The sequence below is a fragment of the Bradyrhizobium sp. Ghvi genome, assembly GCF_900115265.1.
In the GTDB taxonomy this organism is placed as follows: Bacteria; Pseudomonadota; Alphaproteobacteria; order Rhizobiales; family Xanthobacteraceae; genus Bradyrhizobium.
Map to the genome: position 1 here is coordinate 234,565 of NZ_FOVU01000006.1, position 24,100 is coordinate 258,664.

The following is a 24,100-nucleotide window of genomic DNA, read 5'->3' on the forward strand; positions in this document are numbered from 1 at the left end:
TTCGCTTGATAGTATTTCTTATTTGATTTTCGAGGAGTCGGGCTGCGTCGGCTCCTTGTGGCCGCCGAACCCTGCGCGCATCGCAGATAGAATTTTTTCGGCGAAGGTGTGTTCCTTGCGGGAACGGAAACGTGTGTAGAGCGCCGCGGTCAGCACTTCGGCCGGCACGGCCTCGTCGATCGCCGCATTGACGGTCCAGCGTCCCTCGCCGGAATCCTCGACGAAGCCGGAATATTCCGATAATGCCGGGCTGTCGGCGAGCGCGGTCGAGGTGAGGTCGAGCAGCCAGGACGGGATGACGCTGCCGCGCCGCCAGACTTCGGCGATGTCGGCGAGGTCGAAATCGTAACGGTGATCGGCTGGCAAGGCTTCGATATTGGCATTCTTGAGGATGTCGAAGCCCTCGGCATAGGCCTGCATCAGGCCGTATTCGATGCCGTTGTGGATCATCTTGACGAAGTGGCCGGCGCCGACCGGCCCGGCATGGATGTAGCCCTGCTCGATGCGGGGATCGCGGCCCTCGCGTCCCTCGGTGCGCGGAATGTCGCCGGCGCCGGGTGCCAGCGCGGCGAAGATAGGATCGAGCCGGTCGACCACCTGCTTTTCGCCGCCGATCATCATGCAATAGCCGCGGTCGAGACCCCAGACGCCGCCTGAGGTGCCGACGTCGACATAGTGGATGCCGCGTGCCTTGAGCGCCTTGCCGCGGCGGACGTCGTCCTGCCAGAAGGTGTTGCCGCCGTCGATGATGACGTCGCCTTCCTGCATCACGCCCGCGATCGTGTCGATCGTGGTCTCGGTGATACGGCCCGCAGGCAGCATCACCCAGGCCGTCCGCGGCCGCTCCAGTTTCGAGATGAACTCCTCGAGGCTCGCCGAGCCCACCGCGCCGTCCGCGGCGAGACCGGCAACGGCCTTGGCGTCCTTGTCATAGACCACGGTCGAATGTCCCTGGCGCATCAGACGGCGAACGATGTTGCCGCCCATCCGGCCGAGACCGATCATGCCGAGTTGCATGGTGATATTCCCTTTAGTTCAGCGCGTCGTTCAGCGCCGCATTGAGCGCCGCGAGGCCTTTCTTGAGCCCGCCCTTGAGGTGGACCCGAAGCGCGCGCCGGCCGCGCTCGGTGAGCACGTCGAAATCGCCGCGGGCCTGCGCCGCCTTGATGACGCCGAAGCTCGCCTTCTGGCCCGGCACCGGAAGGTCCTTGGCATCGTCGGCGGTGATCTGGAGGAAGACGCCGCTGTCGGGGCCGCCCTTGTAGGCCTGGCCGGTCGAGTGCAGGAAGCGCGGGCCGAACTCGGCGCAGGTCGCGACATGCCGCTTCTCGCGCACTTCGAGGCGCATCGCCTGAAGCGCGTCGATATTAGCCTTGTCGCGCGTGATGTAGCCGAGCAGGGCGACGTAGTCGCCGTCCCCCGAGCGCGACAGATGTGCCTTGAGCCAGGAGGTGAGGTCGCCATTGGCGCCCGCTGCTCGCAGCGCCGCGGCATTGGCCTCGTCGGTGTAGAGATCGGCCTCGTCAGTGCTGACCACAGGCTCTTCGGCTGGCAGCGCGCCGGTTTTCTCGTACGCCGACGTCAGCTCGCGGGTCTTGATCTTGGCGGCTTCCACGTCCGGCTGGTCGAACGGGTTGATGCCGAGGATCGCACCCGCAACTGCGGTTGCCATCTCGAAGCGGAAGAACTCCTGGCCGAGATGCTCAATCGACTTCATGACGATGCGCACCACGGGATGTCCGGCCGCCTCGATCCCGGCGAGCGCCGAGTCATGCGCTGCATCCGTTTCGCCCTCGGTGCGGATGTCGATGAAGAAGCGGTCATTGCCGTAAACCGCGGACTCGCCCAGCGGCTCGCCGGCGATCGGGATCAGGCCCTTGCCTTCCTTGCCGGTCGATTCCGCGATGAGTTGCTCGGCCCAGGCGCCGAAATCGGCGATCTTCTTCGACGCCAGGATCGTCACCTTGTCGCGGCCTTCGAGGCCGGCATGGCCCATGGCAAGACCGAGCTGCACGCCGGGGTTTTCGCTCGGCGGCACGTCCGGTCCGCAGGAGCGGACCATCGAGAGCGCATGCTTGATGAAGGTCTTGACGTCGATGCCGGCGGTAGCCGCCGGCACCAGGCCGAACGGCGACAGCACCGAATAGCGCCCGCCGATGGACGGCTCGCCATGGAAGATGCGGGCGTAGTTCAGCTTCTTGGCCGCTTTCTCCAGCGACGATCCAGGATCGGTCACCGCGATGAAGCGGAAGCCGGTCCTGGCCTTCGGGCCGAGCGCCTTTGCGACGCGTTCGTGGAAGTAGTCCTTCATCGCGTTCGGCTCGGTGGTGCCGCCGGACTTGCTGGAGACGATGAACACGGTGTTGGCGATGTCGATCTTGGTTTCCATCGCGCGCACCTCCGCCGGGTCGGTCGAATCAAGCACGTGCAGCTTCGGGAAGCCCGGCTTCCTTGCAAAGGTCTCGGCCAGCACCTCCGGTCCCAAGCTCGATCCGCCCATGCCGAGCACGACGGCGTCGGAGAATTTCTGGCCCTTTACGCGGTTGGCATAGTCCTCATAGTCAGCGACGTCGGCTTTTGCCGCGCTGTCGAGCCAGCCGAGCCATTTGTCCTCGTCGGTTCCTGTCCAGACCGATTTATCGCGCTGCCACAGCCTGCGGATCTTGGCCGAGGCGCGCCATTCCTCGGTGCTCTTGGCCACGGCCTTGCCAAGGCCGTCGCCGAGCGAGAGCTGCTGGCGGTCGATCGCCGTTCCGAGCACGGTCGCGCGCTTGTGCGCGACGGCGCCGTAGAGCTTATCGGCGGCATCCGCAAAGAGCTTGACGCCGTCCTTGACCAGTTCCTCGGTGATGGCGTCGAGCGAGACGCCGGAGCGCTCCAGCTCTTCCAGCACGCGGTTAGCCTCGTCGACATTCTCTTCCAGGCTGTCGCGCAGCTTGCCGTGGTCGCGGAAGGCGTCCAGCGTTGCCGGCGGCACGGTGTTGATGGTGTCGGGGCCGATCAGCTCCTCGACATAGAGGACGTCGCTGTAATCCTTGTTCTTGGTGCCGGTGGAGGCCCACAGCATGCGCTGCGGCTTGGCGCCCTTCGCGGCGAGCTTCTCCCAGCGCGGGCCCGAGAACAGGCGCTTGTAGTCCTGATAGGCGACCTTGGCGTTGGCAATCGCGACCTTGCCCTTCAGCGCGGCGAGCCGCTCCTTCTCGGATGGATCGTTGGCGCGGGCAATCTTCTCGTCGAGCTGCTTGTCGACGACGCTATCGATGCGGCTGACAAAGAAGCTCGCCACGCTCGCGACATGTGAGGGATCGCCGCCGCCGGCGACGTATTTTTCGAGCCCCGCCAGATAGGCTTCGGCGACCTGGAGATAGACGGCCCTGGAGAACAGCAGCGTGATGTTGATGCTGATGCCCTCGCCGATCAGCGTTTCAATCGCCGGCAGGCCCTCCGGCGTCGCCGGCACCTTCACCATCAGATTCTTGCGGCCAACGTCCTTCCAGAGCCGCTTGGCCTCGGCGACCGTCCCGGCTGTGTCCATTGCGAGATAAGGCGAGACTTCGAGGCTGACGTAGCCGTCGCCGCCTTTCAGGCGGTCATAAACCGGGCGCAGCACATCGGCGGCCTTCTGGATGTCCTCGACTGCCACAGCCTCGAACAAATCGGCCACGGTCCGATCGCCGCGCTTCAGCGCCTTGCCGATCGAGGCGTCGTATTCGTCGGAGCTGCCGATCGCCTTCTCGAAGATCGAGGGATTGGAGGTGACGCCCTTGACGCCGTCGGTGTCGATCAGCCGCTTCAGGTCACCCTTGGCGATGAAGCCACGGGCCAGGAAGTCCAGCCAGACGGCTTGACCGTGCTTTTCCAGTTCTTTGACGGGATTCATGATGATTATTTATCTCCAAGCCTTCGGGCGAGGGGTTTCCGCCCCGGTCCTGACGCGCTATTCTTTAGCTGACATGCTCCCGGGAGGGAACCAATCAAGGGTACGAGCGTCATACTCTCGGTCTAACTCCGTCACGATCATGGCGATCCAGGCGGCAGATGTGGTTTGCGTAATAAAGATTTGGCTGGCTGGTTTCGCCGCTGTCCTGTTGCGTGAAGTCGTTTGTCGCCTCACGAAGTGTCGTCAGGGGGACATGTCCGCCTGAGAGTCATTGGCTTGGTCGCAAATGGCCATGCTGGGGGAAGGGCATGCACGTACATTCTGATGGCGCTGCCATCACCGGTGGCCCGCAATCGATTGCGCCCGCCGGTTCTATCGATATCGATGCATCTCATGATCTCGAAATCGGTCAATGCGTCATGCGCCTGCGGCTGCTGGTCGCGGTGGGCTTTGCGATGACGCTGCTGAGCGCAAGCCTGGTTTTCGGATCAAACCTTGCCATCGACTGGTGGGGCGATATCGGCAGCTACGACACGATCGGCTATATCGGTGTCGCGCTGTTCGGCCCCATCACCGTCTGGCAGATCTGGATGCTGCCGGCTGAACGCGGGCCGGTCGTGATCGTCACTCCCTATGGCATCCGCGACTTGCGGATTGGTAATGAATTTCTGCCGTGGGACTCCATTGCCGATGTTTCGGCTGGGGAATGGCGAGGGCAGAAGGTGGTCGTGTTGACCCCAACGCCCGCCTTGCAGCGGCAGCTCTGCTGCATCCGCAACTCGGCGCGCAGCACGCCGAATGAACGGATTGTTATCCGCTCGGGCGGCTTGGCGACCGACTTTGACACATTGCTGCGCGCTTGCCGCGATTGTCATGCTGCAAGCAACCAGGCCGCTACAAGCACCCAGGCCGCTACAAGCACCCAAGCCACCGCATTGCAGCAGGAAGATGAACGCGGCACGCAAGGCATCGCCCTGCAGGCGTCATAAGTTTGCCGCTCGCGGATTGTCATGTTGCAGTGCCGGAGGGCCTCGCTCCGGTATTTGCCCGGATGTGGCGAGCCAGTGACAATTTCTGGAAATAAGCCAAGATATACAGAGATTCGCACAAATTAAGGGCAAGTGCCTGTTCGTAATTCACGGAGTGCCTACCTTGTGCGTTGCGTCGCGTCGGCAGCCGGGTGTCCAATGATGGTCATGTGCTCACGCTGATTCGAAAGACGGCCTGAGGAACAGTCTAGTAACTGCTTTCGTTTCAGCTTGTAGCGGAACTCACGCGGAGAGGGATCATGTACAACGATTCTCTATTCAACGCTTTCGCTCGGTCGTTCGAGGCGAGAAGCCAGCACGACATGTCGATGGCGGAATATCTGGAATCGTGTCGAAGCGATCCCATGAAATACGCGAATGCGGCCGAACGACTACTAGCTGCGATCGGCGAGCCCCAGACGATTGACACGGCCAAGGACCCACGCCTTGGCCGTATTTTTTTGAACCGCACCATCCGCACCTATCCGGCCTTCGCCGGCTTCTACGGCATGGAAGAAACCATCGAGCGCATCGTCGGTTTCTTCCGCCATGCGGCGCAGGGCCTGGAAGAGCGCAAGCAGATCCTCTATCTGCTCGGGCCGGTCGGCGGCGGCAAGTCTTCGCTGGCCGAGCGGCTGAAGTCGCTGATGGAAGTGCATCCGATCTACGTGCTCAAGGCCGGCGACGAGCTGTCGCCGGTGTTCGAGAGTCCGCTCAGCCTGTTCGATCCCGATCAGTTGGGGCCGATGCTGGAAGAGAAATATGGCATTCCGCGCCGGCGTCTCACCGGCTTGATGAGCCCGTGGTGCTACAAGCGGCTGGAAGCCTTCGGCGGCGATATTTCCCAGTTCCGGGTCGCAAAGATCCAGCCGTCGCGGCTGCGCCAGATCGCGATCGCCAAGACCGAACCGGGTGACGAGAACAACCAGGACATCTCCTCGCTGGTCGGCAAGGTCGATATCCGCAAGCTCGAGACTTATGCGCAGAACGACCCCGACGCCTACAGCTATTCCGGTGGCCTCAACCGCGCCAACCAGGGCGTGCTCGAGTTCGTCGAAATGTTCAAGGCGCCGATCAAGATGCTGCACCCGTTGCTGACCGCGACGCAGGAAGGCAACTATATCGGCACCGAGAACATCGGCGCGATTCCGTTCACCGGCGTCATCCTCGCGCACTCCAACGAGGCCGAGTGGGCGAGCTTCAAGTCCAACAAGAACAACGAAGCCTTCATCGACCGTATCTGCGTCATCAAGGTGCCGTACTGCCTGCGGGTCACCGAAGAGCAGAAGATCTACGAGAAGCTGATCCAAGGCTCCGAGCTCGCCTCCGCGCCCTGCGCGCCCTCGACGCTGGAGACGCTGGCGCGGTTCTCGGTGATGTCGCGGCTTCGCAAGCACGAGAACTCCACGTTGTTCGCCAAGATGCGGGTTTACGACGGCGAGAGCCTGAAGGAATCCGATCCGAAGGCGCGCAGCGTCCAGGAATATCGCGATGCCGCCGGTGTCGACGAGGGAATGGACGGCGTCTCGACGCGCTTTGCCTTCAAGATCCTGGCTGCGACCTTCAACCACGATCCGCAGGAGGTCGCCGCCGACGCCGTGCACCTGATGTACGCGCTGGAACAGTCGATCCGCAGGGAGCAGCTGCCCGAGGAAGTCGAGAAGCGCTATCTCGAATTCATCAAGGCCGAGCTTGCCCCTCGCTACGCCGAGTTCATCGGCAACGAGATCCAGAAGGCCTACCTGGAATCCTACTCGGATTACGGCCAGAACCTGTTCGACCGCTACGTCGACTATGCCGACGCCTGGATCGAAGATCAGGACTTCAAGGATCCCGACACCGGCCAGTTGCTAGATCGCGAGCTGTTGAACCAGGAATTGACGAAAATCGAGAAGCCGGCGGGCATCGCCAACCCCAAGGACTTCCGCAACGAGGTCGTCAAATTCTCGTTACGGTCCCGGGCCCAGAACGGCGGCAAGAACCCGACCTGGACCTCCTACGAGAAGATTCGCGATGTGATCGAAAAGCGGATATTCTCCCAGGTCGAGGACTTGCTTCCGGTCATCTCGTTCGGGTCGAAGAAGGACGGCGAGACGGAGAAGAAGCACGGCGAGTTCGTCGCTCGCATGGTGGAGCGCGGCTACACCGAGCGTCAGGTTCGCCGGCTCGTCGAATGGTACATGCGCGTGAAGCAGGCTGGTTGAGGCGGATGGTAAAGTGCCCATTCACATTATTGACAGGCGCCTGAATCCAGGCGGCAAGAGTCTTGAGAACCGCCAGCGGTTCTTGCGTCGGGCCAAGTCCCTGGTGCAGGGCGCCGTCAAGAAGACCTCGCAGGAACGCGACATCAAGGACGTCCTGGAGGGTGGTGAGGTCACGATCCCGCTCGACGGTATGCACGAGCCGCGCTTCCGCCGTGAAGGCGGGACGCGCGACATGGTGCTGCCCGGCAACAAGAAGTTCGTCGAGGGCGACTATCTCCAGCGCCAAGGCCAGGGCAGCGCCAAGGATTCCGGTCCCGGCGAAGGCGACAGCGAGGACGCCTTCCGCTTCGTGCTCTCCCGCGACGAATTCGTCGATCTCTTCCTCGACGATCTCGAGCTGCCTGACCTTGCCAAGCGCAAGATCGCGCAGACCGAGAGCGAAGGCATCCAGCGCGCCGGCTACACCACGTCGGGCTCGCCCGCCAACATTTCGGTCAGCCGGACCGTGAAGCTCGCGCTCGCCCGCCGCATCGCGCTCAGGCGTCCCCGCAAGGAGGAGGTCGAGGAACTGGAAGCCGAGATCGCGGCCTGCACCGACGAGGACGAGCGTGCAGAACTGGTTGCCCGGCTCGAAAAGTTGATTGCGAAGACCAAGCGCATTCCGTTCATCGATCCGCTCGACATTCGCTATCGCCGCTACGAGAAGGTGCCGCGGCCGGTGGCGCAGGCCGTGATGTTCTGCCTGATGGACGTCTCCGGCTCGATGTCCGAGCACATGAAGGACCTCGCCAAGCGCTTCTACATGCTGCTGTACGTGTTCCTGAAGCGGCGCTACAAGCATGTCGAGATCGTCTTCATCCGCCACACCGACCGCGCCGAGGAGGTGGACGAGCAGACCTTCTTCTACGGGCCGGCCTCCGGCGGCACGCTGGTCTCCAGCGCGCTCCAGGCGATGCACGAGATCGTGCGCGAGCGTTTCAATCCGTCGGACTGGAATATCTACGCCGCGCAAGCCTCCGACGGCGACAATTCCTATTCCGACGGCGAGCTCACCGGCCTGCTGCTGACCGAAAAGATCCTGCCGGTCTGCCAGTTCTTCGCCTATCTCGAGGTCGGGGAATCAGGCGGCAGCGCCTTCGATCTCTCCGATTCCTCGCTCTGGACTCTCTATGAGCGCCTGCGCAACAGCGGCGCACCACTCTCGATGCGCAAGGTCAGCGAGCGCAGCGAGATCTTTCCGGTGTTCCACGACCTGTTCCAGCGCCGCGACACTGCCCAGGAGAAAGCCGCTCCATGACGGAACGCTTGTTCGAAGGCGCCGATTGGGATTTCCAGACCTTGCAGCGCATCACTGACGCCTGCGAGGAAGTGGCGTTGAAGCATCTCGGGCTCGACGTCTACCCGAACCAGATCGAGGTCATCACCGCCGAGCAGATGCTGGACGCCTATTCGTCCGTCGGCATGCCGCTGTTCTACAAGCACTGGTCGTTCGGCAAGCACTTTGCGTTTCACGAGGCGTCCTACCGCAAGGGCCTGATGGGCCTTGCCTATGAGATCGTGATCAACTCCTCGCCCTGCATCTCCTACCTGATGGAGGAGAATACGGCGACGATGCAGACGCTGGTGATCGCGCACGCCGCCTTCGGCCACAACCACTTCTTCAAGAACAACTACCTCTTCAAGCAGTGGACCGATGCCGAGGGCATTCTCGACTATCTCGATTTCGCCAAGAACTACGTCATGCAGTGCGAGGAGCGTTACGGCCGCATCGAGGTCGAGCGCACGCTGGACGCAGCGCATGCGCTGATGTCGCACGGCATCGATCGCTATCCCGGCAAGAAGAAGCTCGACCTGCGGGCGGAAGAAAAGCGGGCAGGGCGTCGCCGTCAGCACGAGGAGGAAGTCTTCAACGACCTCTGGCGCACCGTGCCAACAGGCAAGAGCAAGAGCCGCTCGACGCTCAGCATCGAGCGCCGGCGCAAGCTGCTCGGCCTCCCACAGGAAAACCTGCTCTACTTCCTGGAGAAGAGCGCGCCGCGGCTGGCGCCCTGGCAGCGCGAGCTGTTGCGCATCGTCCGCCACATCGCGCAATATTTCTATCCGCAGAGCCAGACCAAGGTGATGAACGAGGGGACGGCGACCTACGTCCACTATCGCATCATGACGAGGCTGCATCAGCAGGGCCGCATCACCGACGGCAACTTCCTCGAATTCCTGGGGTCGCACACCAATGTGGTGTTCCAGCCCGAATTCGACGATCAGCGCTTCTCCGGCTTCAATCCCTATGCGCTCGGCTTCGCAATGATGCAGGACATCGAGCGCATCGTCACCAATCCGGAGGATGAGGATCGCGAGTGGTTCCCCGATATCGCCGGCCAAGGCGACGTGATGGGCGTGCTGCGCGACGTCTGGGCCAATTACCGCGACGAGAGCTTCATCGGCCAGTTCTTGAGCCCCAAGCTGATGCGGCATTTCCGCATGTTCCATCTCCACGACGATCCCGAGGAGCGCGCCGGCATCCGGGTCGACGCCATCCACGACGAGCGCGGCTTCCGCCGCGTCCGGCGCGAGCTGGCGCGACAGCACGACGTCGGCTTCATCGACGCCAATATCGAGGTGGTCGACGTCGATCTTTCCGGTGACCGTCGGCTGATCCTGCACCACCACGTCATCAAGGGCTCGCAGCTCAACGAGACCGATGCCAAGCGCGTGCTGCAGCATCTCGCCGATCTCTGGACCTACGATGTCGCCCTGATCGAGGTCGATGCCAACGACAAGGTGCTGCGCGAATACGTCGTCAGCCCGCGTCCGATTCCGGCCGCGGTGGCCTGAGGCGGCTGCGCCAAGCAGTATGGCAAGATGCACATTGATGTGCCCTCGCCCCTTGCGGGAGAGGGCAGCGACGGCAGAAGATACGAACTCACTTGGGTGAGGGCTATCTCTCCGCATCTTCCCGTGTTGATGGAGACCCCTCATCCGGCGCTTCGCGCCACCTTCTCCCACAAGGGGAGAAGGGACGGGCGCTCGTGATGCGGCTGTCCTACGCCGAACGCTTCACCGGCTTCTTCTTCGACGCATTCAGCTCCACTGCCGCACGGATCAGCGCCTTCAAGGCCTTCTCGTTGATCTTCTCGCCTTCGCGGATATCGATCGCCCGCCGCACATTGCCATCGAGGCTGGAATTGAACAGGCGGGCAGCATCGTCCAGCGCGGCGCCCTTGGCAAAGGTCAGCTTCACCACTTCCTTGTAGGTCTCGCCGGTGCAGATGATGCCGTCGTGCTCCCAGACGGGAACGCCGCGCCATTTCCATTCCTCGACGATTTCAGGATCGGCCTCCTTGATCAGCGCGCGGACGCGCTTCAGCGTCTCGCCGCGCCAGTCGCCGAGCTCCTTGATCCTGCCGTCGATCAGTTTTGAGGGCGAAGGTCCGTCCGTTTCCTTCTTCTTTGCAGCCACGGCTTTCTTCACGACCGCGCCTCGCTGCGACGGCTGACATAGGGCAGCGCGAACAGATAGAGCCCTGTCGCGAGCAGCGGAAGCAGCGGCACGAAGGCCATCAAGCCGATCCAGGTGGCTTGAATCTGCATGGTCAGCGCAACGATGTTGGCGATGACGGCAAGCGTGAAGGCAATCGACAGCCAGCGATGGATCTGCCTGATCCACATGTTCGAGTTCATCTCAGTCTCCTCTTGGATTATTCGGGATGGACACGCCTGGCGGACTATTCCGTCCGCGCCAGCAGCTCGTCCAGCTTGGTGAAGAACTGCTTCCAGCCGGCATGCGCACCGCCATAGGCCTGCTTCTGCGTGGGGCGGAAGCCCGCCTGTTCGACACGCAGATGCGTGCCCTTGCCCTGCGGGGTGAGCGTGAAGGTCACGACGCTCTTGAGGTCGTAGGCTGCGTCCTCATGGGTGAAATTCCAGGTATAGGCGAGGGTACGCTGCGGCTCGATCGCGAGCACCTCGCAATCCAGCACGCCGCCCCACTCGCCGCGAAGATTGAAGCGGTGACCGACGTCAGGCTTGAAGTCGTTCTTCATCAGCCATTCCTCGATCAGATGCGGCTGGGTCAGCGCGCGCCACAGCCGTTCCGGCGGATAGGCGAACTCGCGCTCGATCACCACGGAACGTGTTTCGGTCGCAGCCTCTGTCATTGGTCCATCCTCTTCAGGAGATCGTCGATCGCATCGAGCCGGTTCTGCCAGAAGCCTGCCATCTGGCCGGTCCAGTCGATCAGCGGATTGAGCGCGCCGGGTCGCGCGCTGTAGTGGGTCTGGCGGCCCTCGTGGCGGTCGCGCACCAGGCCCGCCTGCTTGAGCGCGCCGAGATGTTTTGACACCGCCGGCTGGGAAACGCCCGATCTCGCCGTCAGTGCCCCCACCGTCTGCTCGCCCTCGCGGCACAGCCGCTCGAAGATCGCCCGCCGCGTCGGGTCGGCAAGGGTCCGGAACAGCAGATCGTGCGCGGCGGACATGCGAAATCCATAACTCGAAAGTTATGGATTAATTCATAACCCTAGAGTTATGGGTAAGTCAAGGGGATGGGCGAATATTGCACCTGCTCTCGCCACCGTCATTGCGAGCCTAGCGAGTCAATCCAGAGTCCCTCTCACGGTCTCAAATACACATAGCCCTGCGACTGCAGCTCGGCCAAACGCACCACGCCGCCTTTTTCCGCGCTGACGAACCCCGGCAGCAGATCCTTCAGCGTGATGTTCTGCGCCTTCATGGTGTTGCCGCAGGCGGCGAGCTCGACGCCATCCTTGGAGAAGTCGCCGATCCGCTTACTGACGTCGGGATTGGCCTGCGTCGAGTGAAACGCCTTCAGTGCCGGCCCGTGGATCACGAGCGCCAGCGTGACATGATCGGGGCCGCCGGCGCCGTCGATGTGGTTCTGGATGTTGCCGAGCACGAAGTTGACCTTGTCGGCGTCGGCGAGGTGATAGACGACCTTCAGCTTGGTCGACGGCGCGGCCTCGGTTGCGGCTTTGGCGCGCGAGGCGGCAAACGCGGCGCCCAGCGCCGAGACGGTGCTCCACAAGATGTTCCGGCGGTTCATGGCGATCTCCCTGGCGCATGATCCGGAAAAGTGTGAAGCGGTTTTCCGAAAAGATCACGCGCAAACAACAACGGCTTGACGGAGAGATATCACTTGTGGCGGAGCGCGGCGAGTTCCTTGCGGTCGGTCACGAGCGCGGCGCACTCGCTGTTGTCGGTCCGGTCGAGGCGGAAAATCCCGTCATCGCTGCCGGCGACCAGCGATCGCTCGGCCTCATCGTCCGGCTTGTTGTGCAGCCAGACCCTGATGCTTTCGAGCCGCACGATTGCCGATTTGTCATCCTTCGACAGCGCAATCCCGACGCCGCCGCCCTCGCAATCGACGCCGCAGCCGAGCCGGACCTCGTCGCCCTCCTTGGTGAGCACCGTGTGGTGGCAGGAGCCGCTGGAATCGAAATCGCCGCTGCGGTGGCGATAACGGAAGCCGAGCCGGAAAGAGTTGCGCAGCTGCTGGTCCACTTCGAAGGTCTCGGCCGAGACCAGCAGCTTCATCGAAGCGACCTTCTGCTTCGGATGCCGCGCCAGATGGTCGGCGTCGTAGCGGCGGATGAAGCAGGCATAGGCCGTCTTGCCAGGCGCGCCCGCATAGAGACGGGCGTTGAATGTCTCGGTTTCGGATGTGGTGGCCTCGCGAAAGTTGTCGGCCTCCTCGGCCCGGGCGACGCCGATGAAGGCTGCGAGGGCAAGCGGAAGGATGAGGGCAAGCTTCATGATCGTCGCACCGGTTACTCAGCGGTTGACGCCCCGCATCGCGCATGGTGGGGCCAACTGTCGATTAGTCGCAAGCCCCACGCCCCGCGTTCAACTGCGGATGCCTCGCACTGCCGCGGGCAGCCTCGCGCAAGGTTCCAGGCTTAACCCCTGAGATGGAGGGGCGCGGATAGAGCCCAGGTTGTAGCAAATGGCTGGAGGCGGTTTGAAAATGTCCGAAAGTCAGACCTTGCCCAATCTCGCGATCGGCTATTCCCGAACCCGGCTGTTGACGTTATTCGGCGGCAGCCTGCTGCTGACGCTGCTCTGCAGCCTCCTCGCCTTCAGCTGGCAGGAGGGCAATGACATCACCAAGTTCTTGGTCGCCATCTGCTATGTCGGCGCGGTGTTTTTCGGCCTCGCCACCTGCAGGATGCTCTGGCGGCTGGTCACCGCCAGGCAGCCGGTGCTCTTCATCAGCCGTGTCGGCATTCGCGACACCAGGCTCGCCGGCGAGACCATCGCATGGAGCGCCGTGCGCAAGATTTTCCCATGGGAGCAGCGCGCGCAGAAATTCGTGGTGCTCAAGGTCGATCCCCTCATCGCCCAGCGATTCTCGAGGGGTTTTGCGACGCAGGCCCTGACGCTGTTGAACAAGGCGCTAGGCACTGACAGTGTGATCGTCAATGCGGGCGGCCTGACCGTGGACACCGAAACCTTGCTCGAGACCTGCAAGCAATATTGGGGTGCCGGCCGGCCGGCCCAGGCGGACGATACGGTGGCCGCGGCTGAGACTGCGCCGGACCCGGTCAGCTAGAGTAGTGCGGAGCTTGCCGACGCCGACGAGGTTGTCGCGCTAGCGGTCGCGGCATAGACCCAGGTTCATAAATGCGCTCGCGCCAGCCTTAGTCGCCGTCGGGCCAGGAAGGTTCAGCTTCTGCGGGTTTTTGGCGCGGAACCCCGCGCCGTTTTCAATAACGTTGTCGCGGTTGATCGATGTGATACTGTTCACAGGCAATCGCATTCTGGAGTCTTAAGCTGATCCGCCTTGTAAGTTTGTGGAGTCCCCGCTATGGGCGAAATTCGCAACTTCAGATCCGGAAATCACGGCGATCCGCCTCCACAGGGCTCAATGCCCCGGCGCCTTGCTGCAATCATCGTCGGTGACATCGCTTCCTACAGTCGCTTGATGCAAGCCGACGAGGAGGGCACGCATGTCCGCGTCAAGCGGATCGAGCGGGACCTCATCGAGCCCAGCATCATCGAGCATCATGGCTCGCTGGTGAAGACGACCGGCGACGGCTTCATCGCGATTTTCGACAGCCCTGTCGAGGCTGTCAGATGCAGCATCGTCATCCAGCAGAATCTCATCGGCCGCAACGCCTCGCTGCCGCGGGAATCGCGGATCGAATATCGGATCGGCGTCAACCTGGGTGATGTGATCGTAGAGCCGGATGACATCTACGGCGACGGCGTCAACATTGCCACCCGCATTGAGGGGATCGCCGAACCCGGTCAGGTCTACATTTCGGGTGCGATCTACGAGCAGATCAAGCACAAGGTCGTCTGCGGCTATGAGTCGCTCGGAGACCGGAAGGTCAAGAACATCACGGATCCTGTTCGCATCTATCGCGTCCTGCCCGACGCAGATGCGGTCGGAAGAACGCGCGGCCGGCGCGAGAACACGCTGATCTTGCTCCTCGGCCTCACGCTGCTCGTGATTGCCGGCGGCGTGCTGTGGTATCTGCTGATGCAGCAGGCGGGCAACACCGTCGAGCGGGCTGCCGCGCCGGCCGTCTCGCCGGTCGCATCCCCAAGTCCTCAACCGCCGCCACGCGAAACTGCAACGCAGACGCCGCAACCATCTCCGTCAGTGGCCGCATCAACTCCGTCACCCGCGCCGTCACCGAGCCCATCGGTGACGCCGGCCCGCGAACCGGAGATGATCACAATTCGCGGCGGCAGCTTCGCGATGGGAAGCAATGACGACCCGACCGAGCGGCCTATCCACCAGGTGACGATCAAGCCATTTTCAATCGGCAAGTATCCGGTGACCGTCGGTGAATGGAACGAATGCGCTGCCGCGAAGGCGTGCAGCTTCGTTGCCACCGGCAAGGACGATGCGCCCGTCACCAATGTGAGCTGGACGGACGCGCAGCAATACGCGGCCTGGCTCGCGCAAGCGTCCAAGAAACCTTATCGGCTTCCGAACGAAGCCGAATGGGAATATGCCGCTCGCGGCGGAACGCAGACCAAATACTGGTGGGGCGACAAGCTCCAGCCGGGCATGGCCGGATGCAAGGATTGCGGCGATCTCGCCGCCGAGCAGCCGGCGAAGGTCGGCAGCTTCAAGCCGAATCCATTCGGACTCCATGATATGGGCGGTGGTGTCGACCAATGGGTCGAGGACTGCTGGCACAGAACCTACCAGGGCGCGCCCGGCGATGGCTCGGCGTGGAACAGCGGGGACTGTACGTCGCATGTCTTGCGTTCAGGATCGTGGAAGAACGATTCGAGATATGTGAGGCCATCCAATCGCGATGGTTACGACACCAATGTTCGCTATCCGACGCATGGATTCCGAATAGCGCTCAGTCCTTAAGCAGGGGGAGGTTCGATGCGAATCCTTCGTTGCATCGCGTTGTCGGCAGCGCTTGCGTTGCTTCCGGGCGCAGCCTTTGCGCAAGGCAAGACCGCTCCCAAGGATGCAAAGCTGTATTTCATTACCCCGTCTGACGGGGCAAGGGTGCGCGGCGGATTCTGGGTGCGGTTCGGCTTGCGCAATATGGGCGTGACGCATGCCGGTGATGATTACCAGAACGCCGGTCATCATCACTTGCTGGTCGACGTCAAAGACCCCATTGATCCGAAGGAGCCGATTCAGCAGGACAAGTCGCATCTGCACTTCGGCGCGGGACAGACCGAGACATTCCTGGAGCTCTCGCCCGGGAACCACACCCTTCAACTGGTGCTGGGCGATGCCAAGCACTATCCATTCGACCCACCCGTCGTGTCAGAGAAGGTCACGGTGCGTGTCAGGCAACCGCCGCAGCGCGGCAAGTGATCATCGCAAACTGGCGTTGATCTTGTCCAGCACCGCCGACCCTGGGCAGAGCTTGTCCGCTTCCAGCGTGTTGAGCGGCGTCTCGACCGTGTTGAGATGGGCGTGCAGGTCTTCCGCGTCAGGATCGACGTAGAGCAGCCCGGTGACGATCTGTCCCTTGGCAGCATGCTTGGCGAGGAAGGTCTGGGCGCCCAGCCGGTCATGCGGATCGTAGTCGGCGTCGATCTTGCGCAGCGCGATCTTGCTGCCGTCATGCTGCTCGACCACCTGCACCGTACCGGGCGCGTAGTCCACCGCGATCGGGTCGCGGCCGACCAGCACGTCGAGCCGGTTCACGGCGTCGTTGTGCTCGCGGACATAGTCGAAGCTCTTGGTCGAGCCGGCGTGATTGTTGAAGGCAATGCAGGGGCTGATGACGTCGATGAAGGACGCGCCCTTGTGGCGGATCGCGGCCGCGATCAGCGGCACCAGCTGGGTCTTGTCGCCGGAGAACGAGCGCGCCACGAAGGTGGCGCCAAGCTGGAGCGCGATCGCGACGAGGTCGATCGCGTTGTCGGTGTTGGTCACGCCCTTCTTGCTCTTCGAGCCGCGGTCGGCGGTGGCCGAGAACTGGCCCTTGGTCAGGCCGTAGACGCCGTTGTTCTCGACGATATAGGTCATGTTGACGCCGCGCCGGATCGAATGCGCGAACTGGCCGAAGCCGATCGAGGCGGAATCGCCGTCGCCGGAGACGCCGAGATAGATCAGATCGCGGTTGGCGAGATTGGCGCCGGTGAGCACCGAGGGCATGCGGCCGTGCACGGAGTTGAAGCCGTGCGAATTGCCGAGGAAGTAATCCGGCGTCTTCGACGAGCACCCGATGCCCGAGATCTTCGCCACCCGATGCGGCTCGATCGAGAGCTCGTAGCAGGCCTCGATGATCGAGGCCGTGATCGAGTCATGACCGCAGCCGGCGCATAGTGTCGAGATTTTTCCCTCGTAGTCGCGGTGCGTATAGCCGAGGTCGTTCTTCTTCAGACCCGGATGATGGAATTTCGGCTTTGCGATGTAGGTCATGATACGGCCTTGCGGAGCGGGGTCACCTTGAGATGATCCTGGTGGTCGCCGATGGCTTTCGCGATGAAGCGGGCGGTGATCGGGGTGCCGTCGTAATGCACGATCGGCACGAGCCGGACCGGATCGATGCCGTTCTCGTTGACGATGAGCTGACGGAGCTGACTGTCGCGGTTCTGCTCGACCACGTAGACGAAGTCGTGCTCGGCGAGGAAGCTCGCGACGCTGGAGTGGAACGGGAAGGCGCGGATGCGCAGGCGGTCGAGCTGGTGCCCGCGCGCCTCCAACAGGCCGATCGCCTCGTCCATCGCCGGCGAGGTCGAGCCGAAATAGATCACGCCATATTTGGTCGGCCGTTCGGCATTGGCCTGCAGCGGCCGCGGCACGAGATCCTGCGCGGTCTCGAACTTGCGGACCAGACGCTGCATGTTGTCGGCATAAACAGTGCCTTCCTCCGAATAGCGTGCATAGCGGTCGCGCGAGGTGCCGCGGGTGAAATAGGAGCCCTTGGTCGGATGCGTGCCGGGATAGGTTCGGTAGGGGATGCCGTCGCCGTCGACGTCGAGATAGCGGCCGAAGTCGCGGCCCTCTTCCAGCATCTCCGCTGTCATCACCTTGCCGCGGTCGTATTGCCGGGAATCGTCCCATTTCAGCGGGCGGCAGAGCCGGTGGTTCATGCCGATGTCGAGATCGAGCATCAGGAAGATCGTGGTCTGCAGCCGCTCGGCGAGATCAAAGGCGGCCGCCGCGAACTCGAACGCCTCGGCCGGGTCTTCGGGGAATAGCAGCACATGCTTGGTGTCGCCGTGCGAGGCATAGGCGCAAGCAATGATGTCGCATTGCTGGGTGCGCGTCGGCATGCCCGTTGACGGGCCGGCGCGCTGGATGTTCATGATCACCGCCGGAATCTCGGCGAAGTAGGAGAGGCCGATGAACTCGGTCATCAGCGAGATGCCCGGGCCCGACGTCGCGGTGAAGGCGCGCGCGCCGTTCCAGGAGGCGCCGATCACGATGCCGATGGAGGCGAGCTCGTCCTCGCCCTGGACGATGGCGTACTTTGCTTTGCCGGTCTCGGGATCGTGGCGGTACTTCTTGCAATGCGCGGTGAAGGCTTCCGCCACCGACGAGGATGGCGTGATCGGATACCACGCGCACACGGTGGCGCCGCCATAGACGGCGCCGAGCGCGGCGGCGCTGTTACCCTCGATGAAGATGCGATCGCCGACCTTGTCGGACTTCTTCACCCTGAGACCAATCGGGCATTTCAGGTTCTGCAGCGCCCAGTCGCGCCCCAGATGCAGCGCGTGAACGTTGGAGGAGAGCAGCTTCTCCTTGCCCTTGTACTGCTCGCCGATCAGCTGCTCGATCAGCTTCGGGTCCATCTCGAGCAGCGCACTGAGCGCGCCGAGATAGATGATGTTCTTGAACAGCTGGCGCTGGCGCGGATCGGTATAGGTCGAATTGGTGATCGCGGTCAGCGGCACGCCGATCACGGTGATGTCGTCGCGGAATTTGGTCGACGGCATCGGCTTGGTGGAATCGTAGAACAGGTAGCCGCCCGGCTCGATGCCGGCGACGTCCTTGTCCCAGGTCTGCGGGTTCATGGCGACCATCATGTCGACGCCGCCGCGGGCGCCGAGATGGCCGGCTTCGGTGACCCGCACCTCGTACCAGGTCGGCAGGCCCTGGATGTTGGAGGGGAAGATGTTGCGCGGAGAGACCGGCACGCCATGGCGCAGGATCGCGCGCGCGAACATCTCGTTGGCGCTGGCCGACCCTGAGCCGTTGACATTGGCGAAGCGGACGACGAAGTCGTTTACGCTGCTGAGCGGCTTTTTGTCGGACATGTCGAACCTGCGTGGGTCATCTCGATGAAGTATTTCTGCATGTCCCAGGCGCCGGTGGGACAGCGCTCGGCGCACAGCCCGCAATGCAGGCAGACGTCCTCGTCCTTGACCATGACGCGGCCGGTCTTGAGATCGGAGGAGACGTAGAGATCCTGGTCCGGATGCGCCGAAGGCGCCTTCAGGCGATGGCGCAGATCGTCTTCCTCACCATTGGCGGTGAAGGTGATGCAATCCATCGGGCAGATGTCGGCGCAGGCATCGCACTCGATGCAGAGCGAGGTCGAGAACACCGTCTGGACATCGCAGTTCAGGCAACGATGCGCCTCGCCGAGCGCGAGTTTGACGTCGTAGCCGAGCTCGACCTCGGTGCGGATGTCCTTCAGCGCAACCACCTTGTCGCGATGCGGCACCTTGAAGCGCTTGTCGATGGAGACGTCGTTGTCATAGCTCCATTCGTGGATGCCCATCTTTTGCGAGGAGACATGCACCTCCGGCAGCGGCCGCTCGGTGATGTCCTCGCCCGACAGCATCTTGTGGATCGACAACGCGGCGTCGTGGCCCTGCGCCACCGCCCAGATGATGTTCTTCGGGCCGAACGCGGCGTCGCCGCCGAAGAAAACTTTGGGATTGGTCGAGACGAAGGTCTTCGGATCGACCTTGGGCATGTGCCATTTATCGAACTCGATGCCGCAGTCCTGCTCGATCCAGGGGAAGGCGTTCTCCTGGCCGACCGCGACCAGCACGTCGTCGCATTCGAAGGTCTGGTCCGGCTCGCCCGAGGGGACGAGATTGCGGCGGCCCTTGGCGTCGTACTCGGCTTTCACCTTCTGGAAGGTGATGCCGGTGAGCTTGCCGTTCTCGTGGATGAAGGCGGTGGGGACGAGGAAGTTGAGGATGGGGATGTCCTCGTGGATCGCGTCCTCCTTCTCCCAGGGCGAAGCCTTCATCTCCTCGAAGCCGGAGCGCACGATCACCTTGACGTCCTCGCCGCCGAGGCGGCGCGCGGTGCGGCAGCAATCCATCGCGGTGTTGCCGCCGCCGAGTACGATCACGCGCTTGCCGATCTTGTCGGTATGGCCGAACGACACGGACGACAGCCAGTCGATCCCGATATGGATGTTGGCGGCGGCCTCTTTCCGGCCGGGAATGTCGAGCTCGCGGCCGCGCGGCGCGCCCGAGCCGACGAAGATTGCGTCGTATTTCTCCGCGAGCAGCGCCTTCATGCTCTCGATGCGGTGCCCACCCTTGAACTCGACGCCGAGACCCAGGATGTAGCCGGTCTCTTCGTCGATCACGGAATTGGGCAGGCGGAATTTCGGAATCTGGGTGCGCATCATGCCGCCGGCTTCGGGATCGCCGTCGAACACGGTGCAGTGATAGCCGAGCGGCGCCAGATCGCGCGCCACGGTCAGCGAGGCAGGGCCGCCACCGACGAACGCGACGCGCTTGCCGTTCTTCGGCGTAGGCTTCGGCAGGCGCTGCCTGATGTCGTCCTTGAAATCGGCAGCGACGCGCTTGAGGCGGCAGATCGCCACCGGCGTCTCCTCGACGCGTCCGCGGCGGCACGCCGGTTCGCAGGGACGATCGCAGGTGCGCCCCAGGATTCCGGGAAACACGTTCGATTTCCAATTGATCATGTAGGCGTCGCTGTAGCGGCCTTGTGCGATCAGTCGGATGTATTCGGGAACCGGGGTGTGTGCAGGACAGGCCCATTGGCAATCGACCACTTTGTGAAAGTAGTCGGGGGCCGCAATATCAGTCGGTTTCATTCCTACCCTGTCCGCGCAGGCCCAAAGACCCGGCGGCCTTTTCGTGAGCTTGGCGAACGCTTAACGCGTCTCGATCTGGTTTCTGAATGACGTCATCAGGTTAGCTTATTAGAACCGGTCCGGAGTACAACGGCAAACTTGCGCGATCACGTGCTTTCATGGGAGCTGCGCGCGCACAGCATTAACAGACACGCGCGCTCATGCGGCGGTGCAGCATACCACTCTCCGTCATTCCGGGGCGCGCCGACAGGCGCGAGCCCGGAATCTATCGGGCCGCAAAGTCCATGGACAAATGGATTCCGGGTTCGTCGCTGCGCTCCGCCCCGGAATGACGAAAGACGGATCAGCTCTGCGCGAGATCACTCTTCCCCAGGTCCCACATCAGGCAATAGGTGCCGACCGACACGGGAGGCGGGAAGGGCGATGCTGCGGGACCGGTGAAGCGCTCTGCGATCGCGGTCGAGACGGCGCTGACCTGGGTGCCGTCGATCAGCACGTACCAGTCGCGTGCGCCTTCATTGCTCACGGCCGGAATTTCAGGCGTTGCGCCCGACAATTCCGGCTCGCTCTCGAGCAGATGCATCGAGATGATGCCGTCGAGCTTTTCGGGCGCCAGTTTTTCCTGCAGTGCGTCACGCCATGCGCCGGCGTTGTCCGCTGTTGGGCGCAGCCGCACCAGGCCGAGTGCGGCGCCGCGTCCCGTGCCTTTGCTGATGGTGATGCGCGCGACGACGCGCAGCATGTCCTTGAAACGCGCCATGGTCTGCCGCGACCAGTCGGTCGGCTTGGCAAGCCGCGCCCGGTAGGCGGGGCTGTCGAGCACGGCGAGCGTCGCGGTGGAATACAGGCAGAGATATTTGGGATTGGCGGCGTGCGCGATATAGCGCCGCGCTTCGAGAAAGCCATCGATCGCGACGCGCTCTTCCAGATGCTCGCGATCGTACCAGCGGTTGAAGTCGGCCTCATCGCTTGCGTCGACGTTCATCGACGTCAGCAGCATGCCTTTCCCGGCGAGGGGCATTTTTGTGACCTCTTATCGCCCGATCTTCGACGCGAGATCGGCGATCGACTTCATCACCGCATCCCGTACACCGGCGTCATAAAGCGAATGCCCGGCTTCTTCCACGATCCTGACCTCGGAACCCGGCCACACTTTCGCGAGCGCGTGGGATGTCTCCGGAGGACACAACAGATCATAGCGGCCTTGCACGATAATGCCGGGAATGCCTTCGAGCCGGCCCGCATTCCGCAGCAACTGGTCTTCGTCCAGGAAGGAATTGTTGGCGAAATAATGCGCCTCCATGAACGGCGTGGCGGGCAGCGTGCGCCAGACGTTCAGGGACGCCAGATCGAGGCGTATCTTGGCTGCTTTACTCTCCGACAGAGCACGCTCCGTGTCGTGCCAGGCGCGCGAGGCGGGCCCGTGGACGGCGGGATCGGCATCGAGGATGCGGCGATAATAGGCTTCGACCGGCCGTTCGCGCTCCTGCGGCGGCAACACGCTCAGAAAATCCTCGTGCAACGCCGGATAGAATTGCGCCAGGCGCGAAGTGAAGGCGGTCTCGACCTCTGCCTGCGTGCCCAGGAAGGTCGCACGCAGGGCGATGCCGCAGACGCGCTCGGGATGGGCCTCTGCATAGGCCAGCGCCAGCGTCGCGCCCCAGGAGCCGCCGACCAGAAGCCAGCGATCGAAGCCGAACTTCTCGCGGATGGTCTCGATGTCCGTGATCAGATGCGCGGTCGTGTTGTGCGCACGTGAGCCCTTGGGGCGGCTGCGGCCGCAGCCGCGCTGATCGAACAGCACCGCATGCATCCGCTCGGGATCGAACAGCCGGCGGTGATCGGGCTGGCAGCCGCTGCCGGGCCCGCCATGCAGGTAGATCGCGGGGATGCCGCCTTCGCGGCCGACGCTCTCGACATAGAGCTCGTGACCGTCGCCGACGTCGAGCATGTCCGAGGTCAGTGGCGCAAAGGGATCGGCGCGTCTCGCCGCTATGCCTGCGTCGGCGTCAGGTCCCATTCTCGGATTCCAGGGTGCCGCCGGCGAAATTGCGATAGAGGAAGCGGTTGGTCTCCCCCTCGGCCTCGGCTTCCGCCTGCTTGAAGATGGTCTCGTGCAGCGGCGACAGTGCGCAGGCCGGATCGGTGTTGGCGGCGTCCCCCGTCAGCGCAAAGGCCTGGCAGCGGCAACCGCCGAAATCGATCTCGCGGAATTCGCAGGATTTGCACGGCTCCTTCATCCAGCCGGTGCCGCGATAGCGGTTGAAGGCCTCCGAGTTCTGCCAGATCCAGGCGATCGAATGGTTCGAGCGCACGGATTCGAATTCGAGCCCAGTGATGCTTTCGGCGGCATGGCAGGGCAGCACCTTGCCGGCCGGTGAGATGTTGAAGAACTGCCGGCCCCAGCCGCCCATGCATTTCTTCGGCCGCAGCGCGTAATAGTCCGGCACGACATAGTCGATTGCGAGCGTGCCTTTGAGCCGCTCGCGCGCCTCCTCGACAAGGCGGGTGCACTCGTCGAGTTGCGCCACCGTCGGCATCAGCGCGGCGCGGTTCTTCAGTGCCCAGCCGTAATATTGCACATTGGCGACCTCGAGCCGGTCGGCGTCGAGATCGATCGACATCTGGATGATGTCAGGGAGCTGGTGCAGGTTCTGCCGGTGCATCACCGCGTTCACGGTGAGCGGCAAATCGAGCTCGCGCGTCCATTTGGCGACCTCGAGTTTCTTGCGATGGCCGCCCTTGTAGCCGGCGACGCGATCGGCGAGGCCTTCCTCGATACCCTGGAACGAGATCTGGACGTGGCAGAGCCCGGCATCGGCGAGCTCGCCCAGCTTCTCGCGCGTCAGCAGCACGGCCGAGGTGATGAGGTTGGTGTAGAGCCCGACGTCGCTGGCATGCTTGACCAGCTCGACCAGATCCTTCCGCGCCGTCGGCTCGCCGCCGGAGAAATGCACCTGCAGCACGCCGATCTCGGCGAGCTCGCTCAAGACCTTCTTCCACTCGTCCGTCGTCAACTCCTTGCCCGCGCGGTCGAGCTCCACCGGATTGGAGCAATAGGGACATTGCAGCGGGCAGCGGTGGGTGATCTCGAGCAGCACCGCGAGCGGGATGCCGAACGCCTCTGCCGTCGAGCGCTGTTTCTCCAGCACCGCGAGACTGTCGCTTGGCGGCGGCGGATTACCGAGCACGTCGGTCATGGCGTCTTCTCCCGCGCTTCGGTGAGAAAGCCCTTGTCGGCGAGATCCTGCAGCATGGTGATGACGTCGGCCAGGATCGCCTCGCGGGGCGCGGCGTATTTCGCCGCCAGCTGATCGGAGACGTCGCCGACGCTACGCTCGCCGTTACAGAGCTGCAGGACCTCGACGGCGATCTCGTCCGGCGCCAGCACGCGCTCCGGCGCCAGGATCACCCAGACCTTGCGCGTCTCGTCATATTTCAGCTTGGCATGCCGCGGCAGCACCGGGCGGCTTGCCTCGTTGACGCTGATGTGACGCGGCCCGGCCAT

The 24,100-nt window shown here is 63.1% G+C and carries 22 protein-coding genes; 7 read left to right on the plus strand and 15 right to left on the minus strand.

Translation table 11 applies throughout. From position 1 onward, the window contains the following. Positions 1 to 18 precede the first annotated feature (18 nt). Both gnd and BM374_RS23975 read right to left on the minus strand, forming a co-directional pair. Entirely contained in the window at positions 19 to 1,017 is a 999-nt protein-coding gene (gnd, locus tag BM374_RS23970) for a phosphogluconate dehydrogenase (NAD(+)-dependent, decarboxylating) (protein ID WP_092297551.1), read from the minus strand. Positions 1,018 to 1,030: 13 nt separating this feature from the next. After that, positions 1,031 to 3,880 (minus strand): bifunctional transaldolase/phosoglucose isomerase, encoded by a 2,850-nt coding sequence (locus BM374_RS23975; protein ID WP_092297554.1) that lies wholly within the window; start codon positions 3,878 to 3,880, stop codon positions 1,031 to 1,033. A gap of 308 nt (positions 3,881 to 4,188) precedes the next feature. On the opposite strand from BM374_RS23975, the gene BM374_RS23985 reads away from it, so the two are divergent. From BM374_RS23985 to BM374_RS24000, 4 genes are all read left to right on the plus strand, one after another. After that, positions 4,189 to 4,869 (plus strand): STM3941 family protein, encoded by a 681-nt coding sequence (locus BM374_RS23985; RefSeq protein WP_092297560.1) that lies wholly within the window; start codon positions 4,189 to 4,191, stop codon positions 4,867 to 4,869. Between the two features lie 299 nt (positions 4,870 to 5,168). Beyond that, positions 5,169 to 7,112 carry a PrkA family serine protein kinase gene (locus tag BM374_RS23990; RefSeq protein ID WP_092297563.1) on the plus strand — a complete coding sequence of 648 codons (1,944 nt, stop codon included), beginning with the start codon at positions 5,169 to 5,171 and terminating at the stop codon, positions 7,110 to 7,112. A 19-nt stretch (positions 7,113 to 7,131) separates the two neighbouring features. Continuing rightward, positions 7,132 to 8,409 carry a YeaH/YhbH family protein gene (locus BM374_RS23995; RefSeq protein ID WP_177248513.1) on the plus strand — a complete coding sequence of 426 codons (1,278 nt, stop codon included), beginning with the start codon at positions 7,132 to 7,134 and terminating at the stop codon, positions 8,407 to 8,409. Beyond that, positions 8,406 to 9,944 (plus strand): SpoVR family protein, encoded by a 1,539-nt coding sequence (locus BM374_RS24000; RefSeq protein ID WP_092297569.1) that lies wholly within the window; start codon positions 8,406 to 8,408, stop codon positions 9,942 to 9,944. Before BM374_RS23995 ends, BM374_RS24000 begins: the two co-directional genes overlap by 4 nt. A 208-nt stretch (positions 9,945 to 10,152) precedes the next feature. On the opposite strand, the gene BM374_RS24005 is transcribed toward BM374_RS24000, so the two are convergent. The 6 genes from BM374_RS24005 to BM374_RS24030 all read right to left on the minus strand — a co-directional run bounded on the left by BM374_RS24005 (position 10,153) and on the right by BM374_RS24030 (position 12,880). Beyond that, positions 10,153 to 10,581 (minus strand): DUF1801 domain-containing protein, encoded by a 429-nt coding sequence (locus tag BM374_RS24005; RefSeq protein WP_092297571.1) that lies wholly within the window; start codon positions 10,579 to 10,581, stop codon positions 10,153 to 10,155. After that, entirely contained in the window at positions 10,578 to 10,790 is a 213-nt protein-coding gene (locus BM374_RS24010) for a hypothetical protein (protein ID WP_177248496.1), read from the minus strand. Before BM374_RS24010 ends, BM374_RS24005 begins: the two co-directional genes overlap by 4 nt. Before the next feature lie 44 nt (positions 10,791 to 10,834). Beyond that, positions 10,835 to 11,266, minus strand: coding sequence for an SRPBCC family protein (locus BM374_RS24015; protein ID WP_092297574.1), 432 nt, complete (start codon positions 11,264 to 11,266; stop codon positions 10,835 to 10,837). Continuing rightward, complete coding sequence (locus BM374_RS24020) at positions 11,263 to 11,586, minus strand: ArsR/SmtB family transcription factor (RefSeq protein ID WP_092297577.1); 324 nt, start codon at positions 11,584 to 11,586, stop codon at positions 11,263 to 11,265. Before BM374_RS24020 ends, BM374_RS24015 begins: the two co-directional genes overlap by 4 nt. Before the next feature lie 134 nt (positions 11,587 to 11,720). Next, the gene (locus BM374_RS24025) at positions 11,721 to 12,170 is read right to left on the minus strand and encodes a DsrE family protein (RefSeq protein WP_092297580.1); all 450 of its coding nucleotides are present in this window, start codon (positions 12,168 to 12,170) and stop codon (positions 11,721 to 11,723) included. Between the two features lie 89 nt (positions 12,171 to 12,259). Beyond that, positions 12,260 to 12,880: a hypothetical protein gene (locus tag BM374_RS24030; RefSeq protein ID WP_092297583.1), complete on the minus strand. Its 621-nt coding sequence runs from the start codon at positions 12,878 to 12,880 to the stop codon at positions 12,260 to 12,262. A 211-nt stretch (positions 12,881 to 13,091) separates the two neighbouring features. Between BM374_RS24030 and BM374_RS24035 the strand changes: the two genes are divergently transcribed. From BM374_RS24035 to BM374_RS24045, 3 genes are all read left to right on the plus strand, one after another. Continuing rightward, on the plus strand, positions 13,092 to 13,676 hold the full coding sequence (locus BM374_RS24035; protein ID WP_092297586.1) for an STM3941 family protein: 585 nt from the start codon (positions 13,092 to 13,094) through the stop codon (positions 13,674 to 13,676). A 255-nt stretch (positions 13,677 to 13,931) separates the two neighbouring features. Beyond that, entirely contained in the window at positions 13,932 to 15,461 is a 1,530-nt protein-coding gene (locus BM374_RS24040; protein WP_092297589.1) for an SUMF1/EgtB/PvdO family nonheme iron enzyme, read from the plus strand. Between the two features lie 15 nt (positions 15,462 to 15,476). Continuing rightward, on the plus strand, positions 15,477 to 15,923 hold the full coding sequence (locus tag BM374_RS24045) for a DUF4399 domain-containing protein (protein ID WP_092297591.1): 447 nt from the start codon (positions 15,477 to 15,479) through the stop codon (positions 15,921 to 15,923). On the opposite strand, the gene BM374_RS24050 is transcribed toward BM374_RS24045, so the two are convergent. The 7 genes from BM374_RS24050 to pqqD all read right to left on the minus strand — a co-directional run bounded on the left by BM374_RS24050 (position 15,924) and on the right by pqqD (position 24,100). Beyond that, complete coding sequence (locus BM374_RS24050; protein ID WP_092297594.1) at positions 15,924 to 16,979, minus strand: 2-oxoacid:ferredoxin oxidoreductase subunit beta; 1,056 nt, start codon at positions 16,977 to 16,979, stop codon at positions 15,924 to 15,926. Then, complete coding sequence (locus BM374_RS24055; RefSeq protein WP_177248497.1) at positions 16,976 to 18,823, minus strand: 2-oxoacid:acceptor oxidoreductase subunit alpha; 1,848 nt, start codon at positions 18,821 to 18,823, stop codon at positions 16,976 to 16,978. The genes BM374_RS24050 and BM374_RS24055 overlap by 4 nt, the downstream gene beginning before the upstream one ends. Further along, entirely contained in the window at positions 18,793 to 20,592 is a 1,800-nt protein-coding gene (locus BM374_RS24060; RefSeq protein ID WP_092297600.1) for an FAD-dependent oxidoreductase, read from the minus strand. The genes BM374_RS24055 and BM374_RS24060 overlap by 31 nt, the downstream gene beginning before the upstream one ends. A gap of 343 nt (positions 20,593 to 20,935) precedes the next feature. After that, positions 20,936 to 21,613 carry a DUF4286 family protein gene (locus BM374_RS24065; RefSeq protein ID WP_092297603.1) on the minus strand — a complete coding sequence of 226 codons (678 nt, stop codon included), beginning with the start codon at positions 21,611 to 21,613 and terminating at the stop codon, positions 20,936 to 20,938. A 12-nt stretch (positions 21,614 to 21,625) separates the two neighbouring features. Continuing rightward, the gene (gene pip / locus BM374_RS24070) at positions 21,626 to 22,612 is read right to left on the minus strand and encodes a prolyl aminopeptidase (RefSeq protein ID WP_092297606.1); all 987 of its coding nucleotides are present in this window, start codon (positions 22,610 to 22,612) and stop codon (positions 21,626 to 21,628) included. Continuing rightward, positions 22,602 to 23,792, minus strand: a complete 1,191-nt coding sequence (gene pqqE, locus BM374_RS24075; protein ID WP_092297609.1) for a pyrroloquinoline quinone biosynthesis protein PqqE — start codon at positions 23,790 to 23,792, stop codon at positions 22,602 to 22,604. Before pqqE ends, pip begins: the two co-directional genes overlap by 11 nt. Continuing rightward, a complete protein-coding gene (pqqD, locus tag BM374_RS24080) occupies positions 23,789 to 24,100 on the minus strand; it encodes a pyrroloquinoline quinone biosynthesis peptide chaperone PqqD (protein ID WP_092297611.1) in 312 nt (103 codons plus the stop codon). Before pqqD ends, pqqE begins: the two co-directional genes overlap by 4 nt.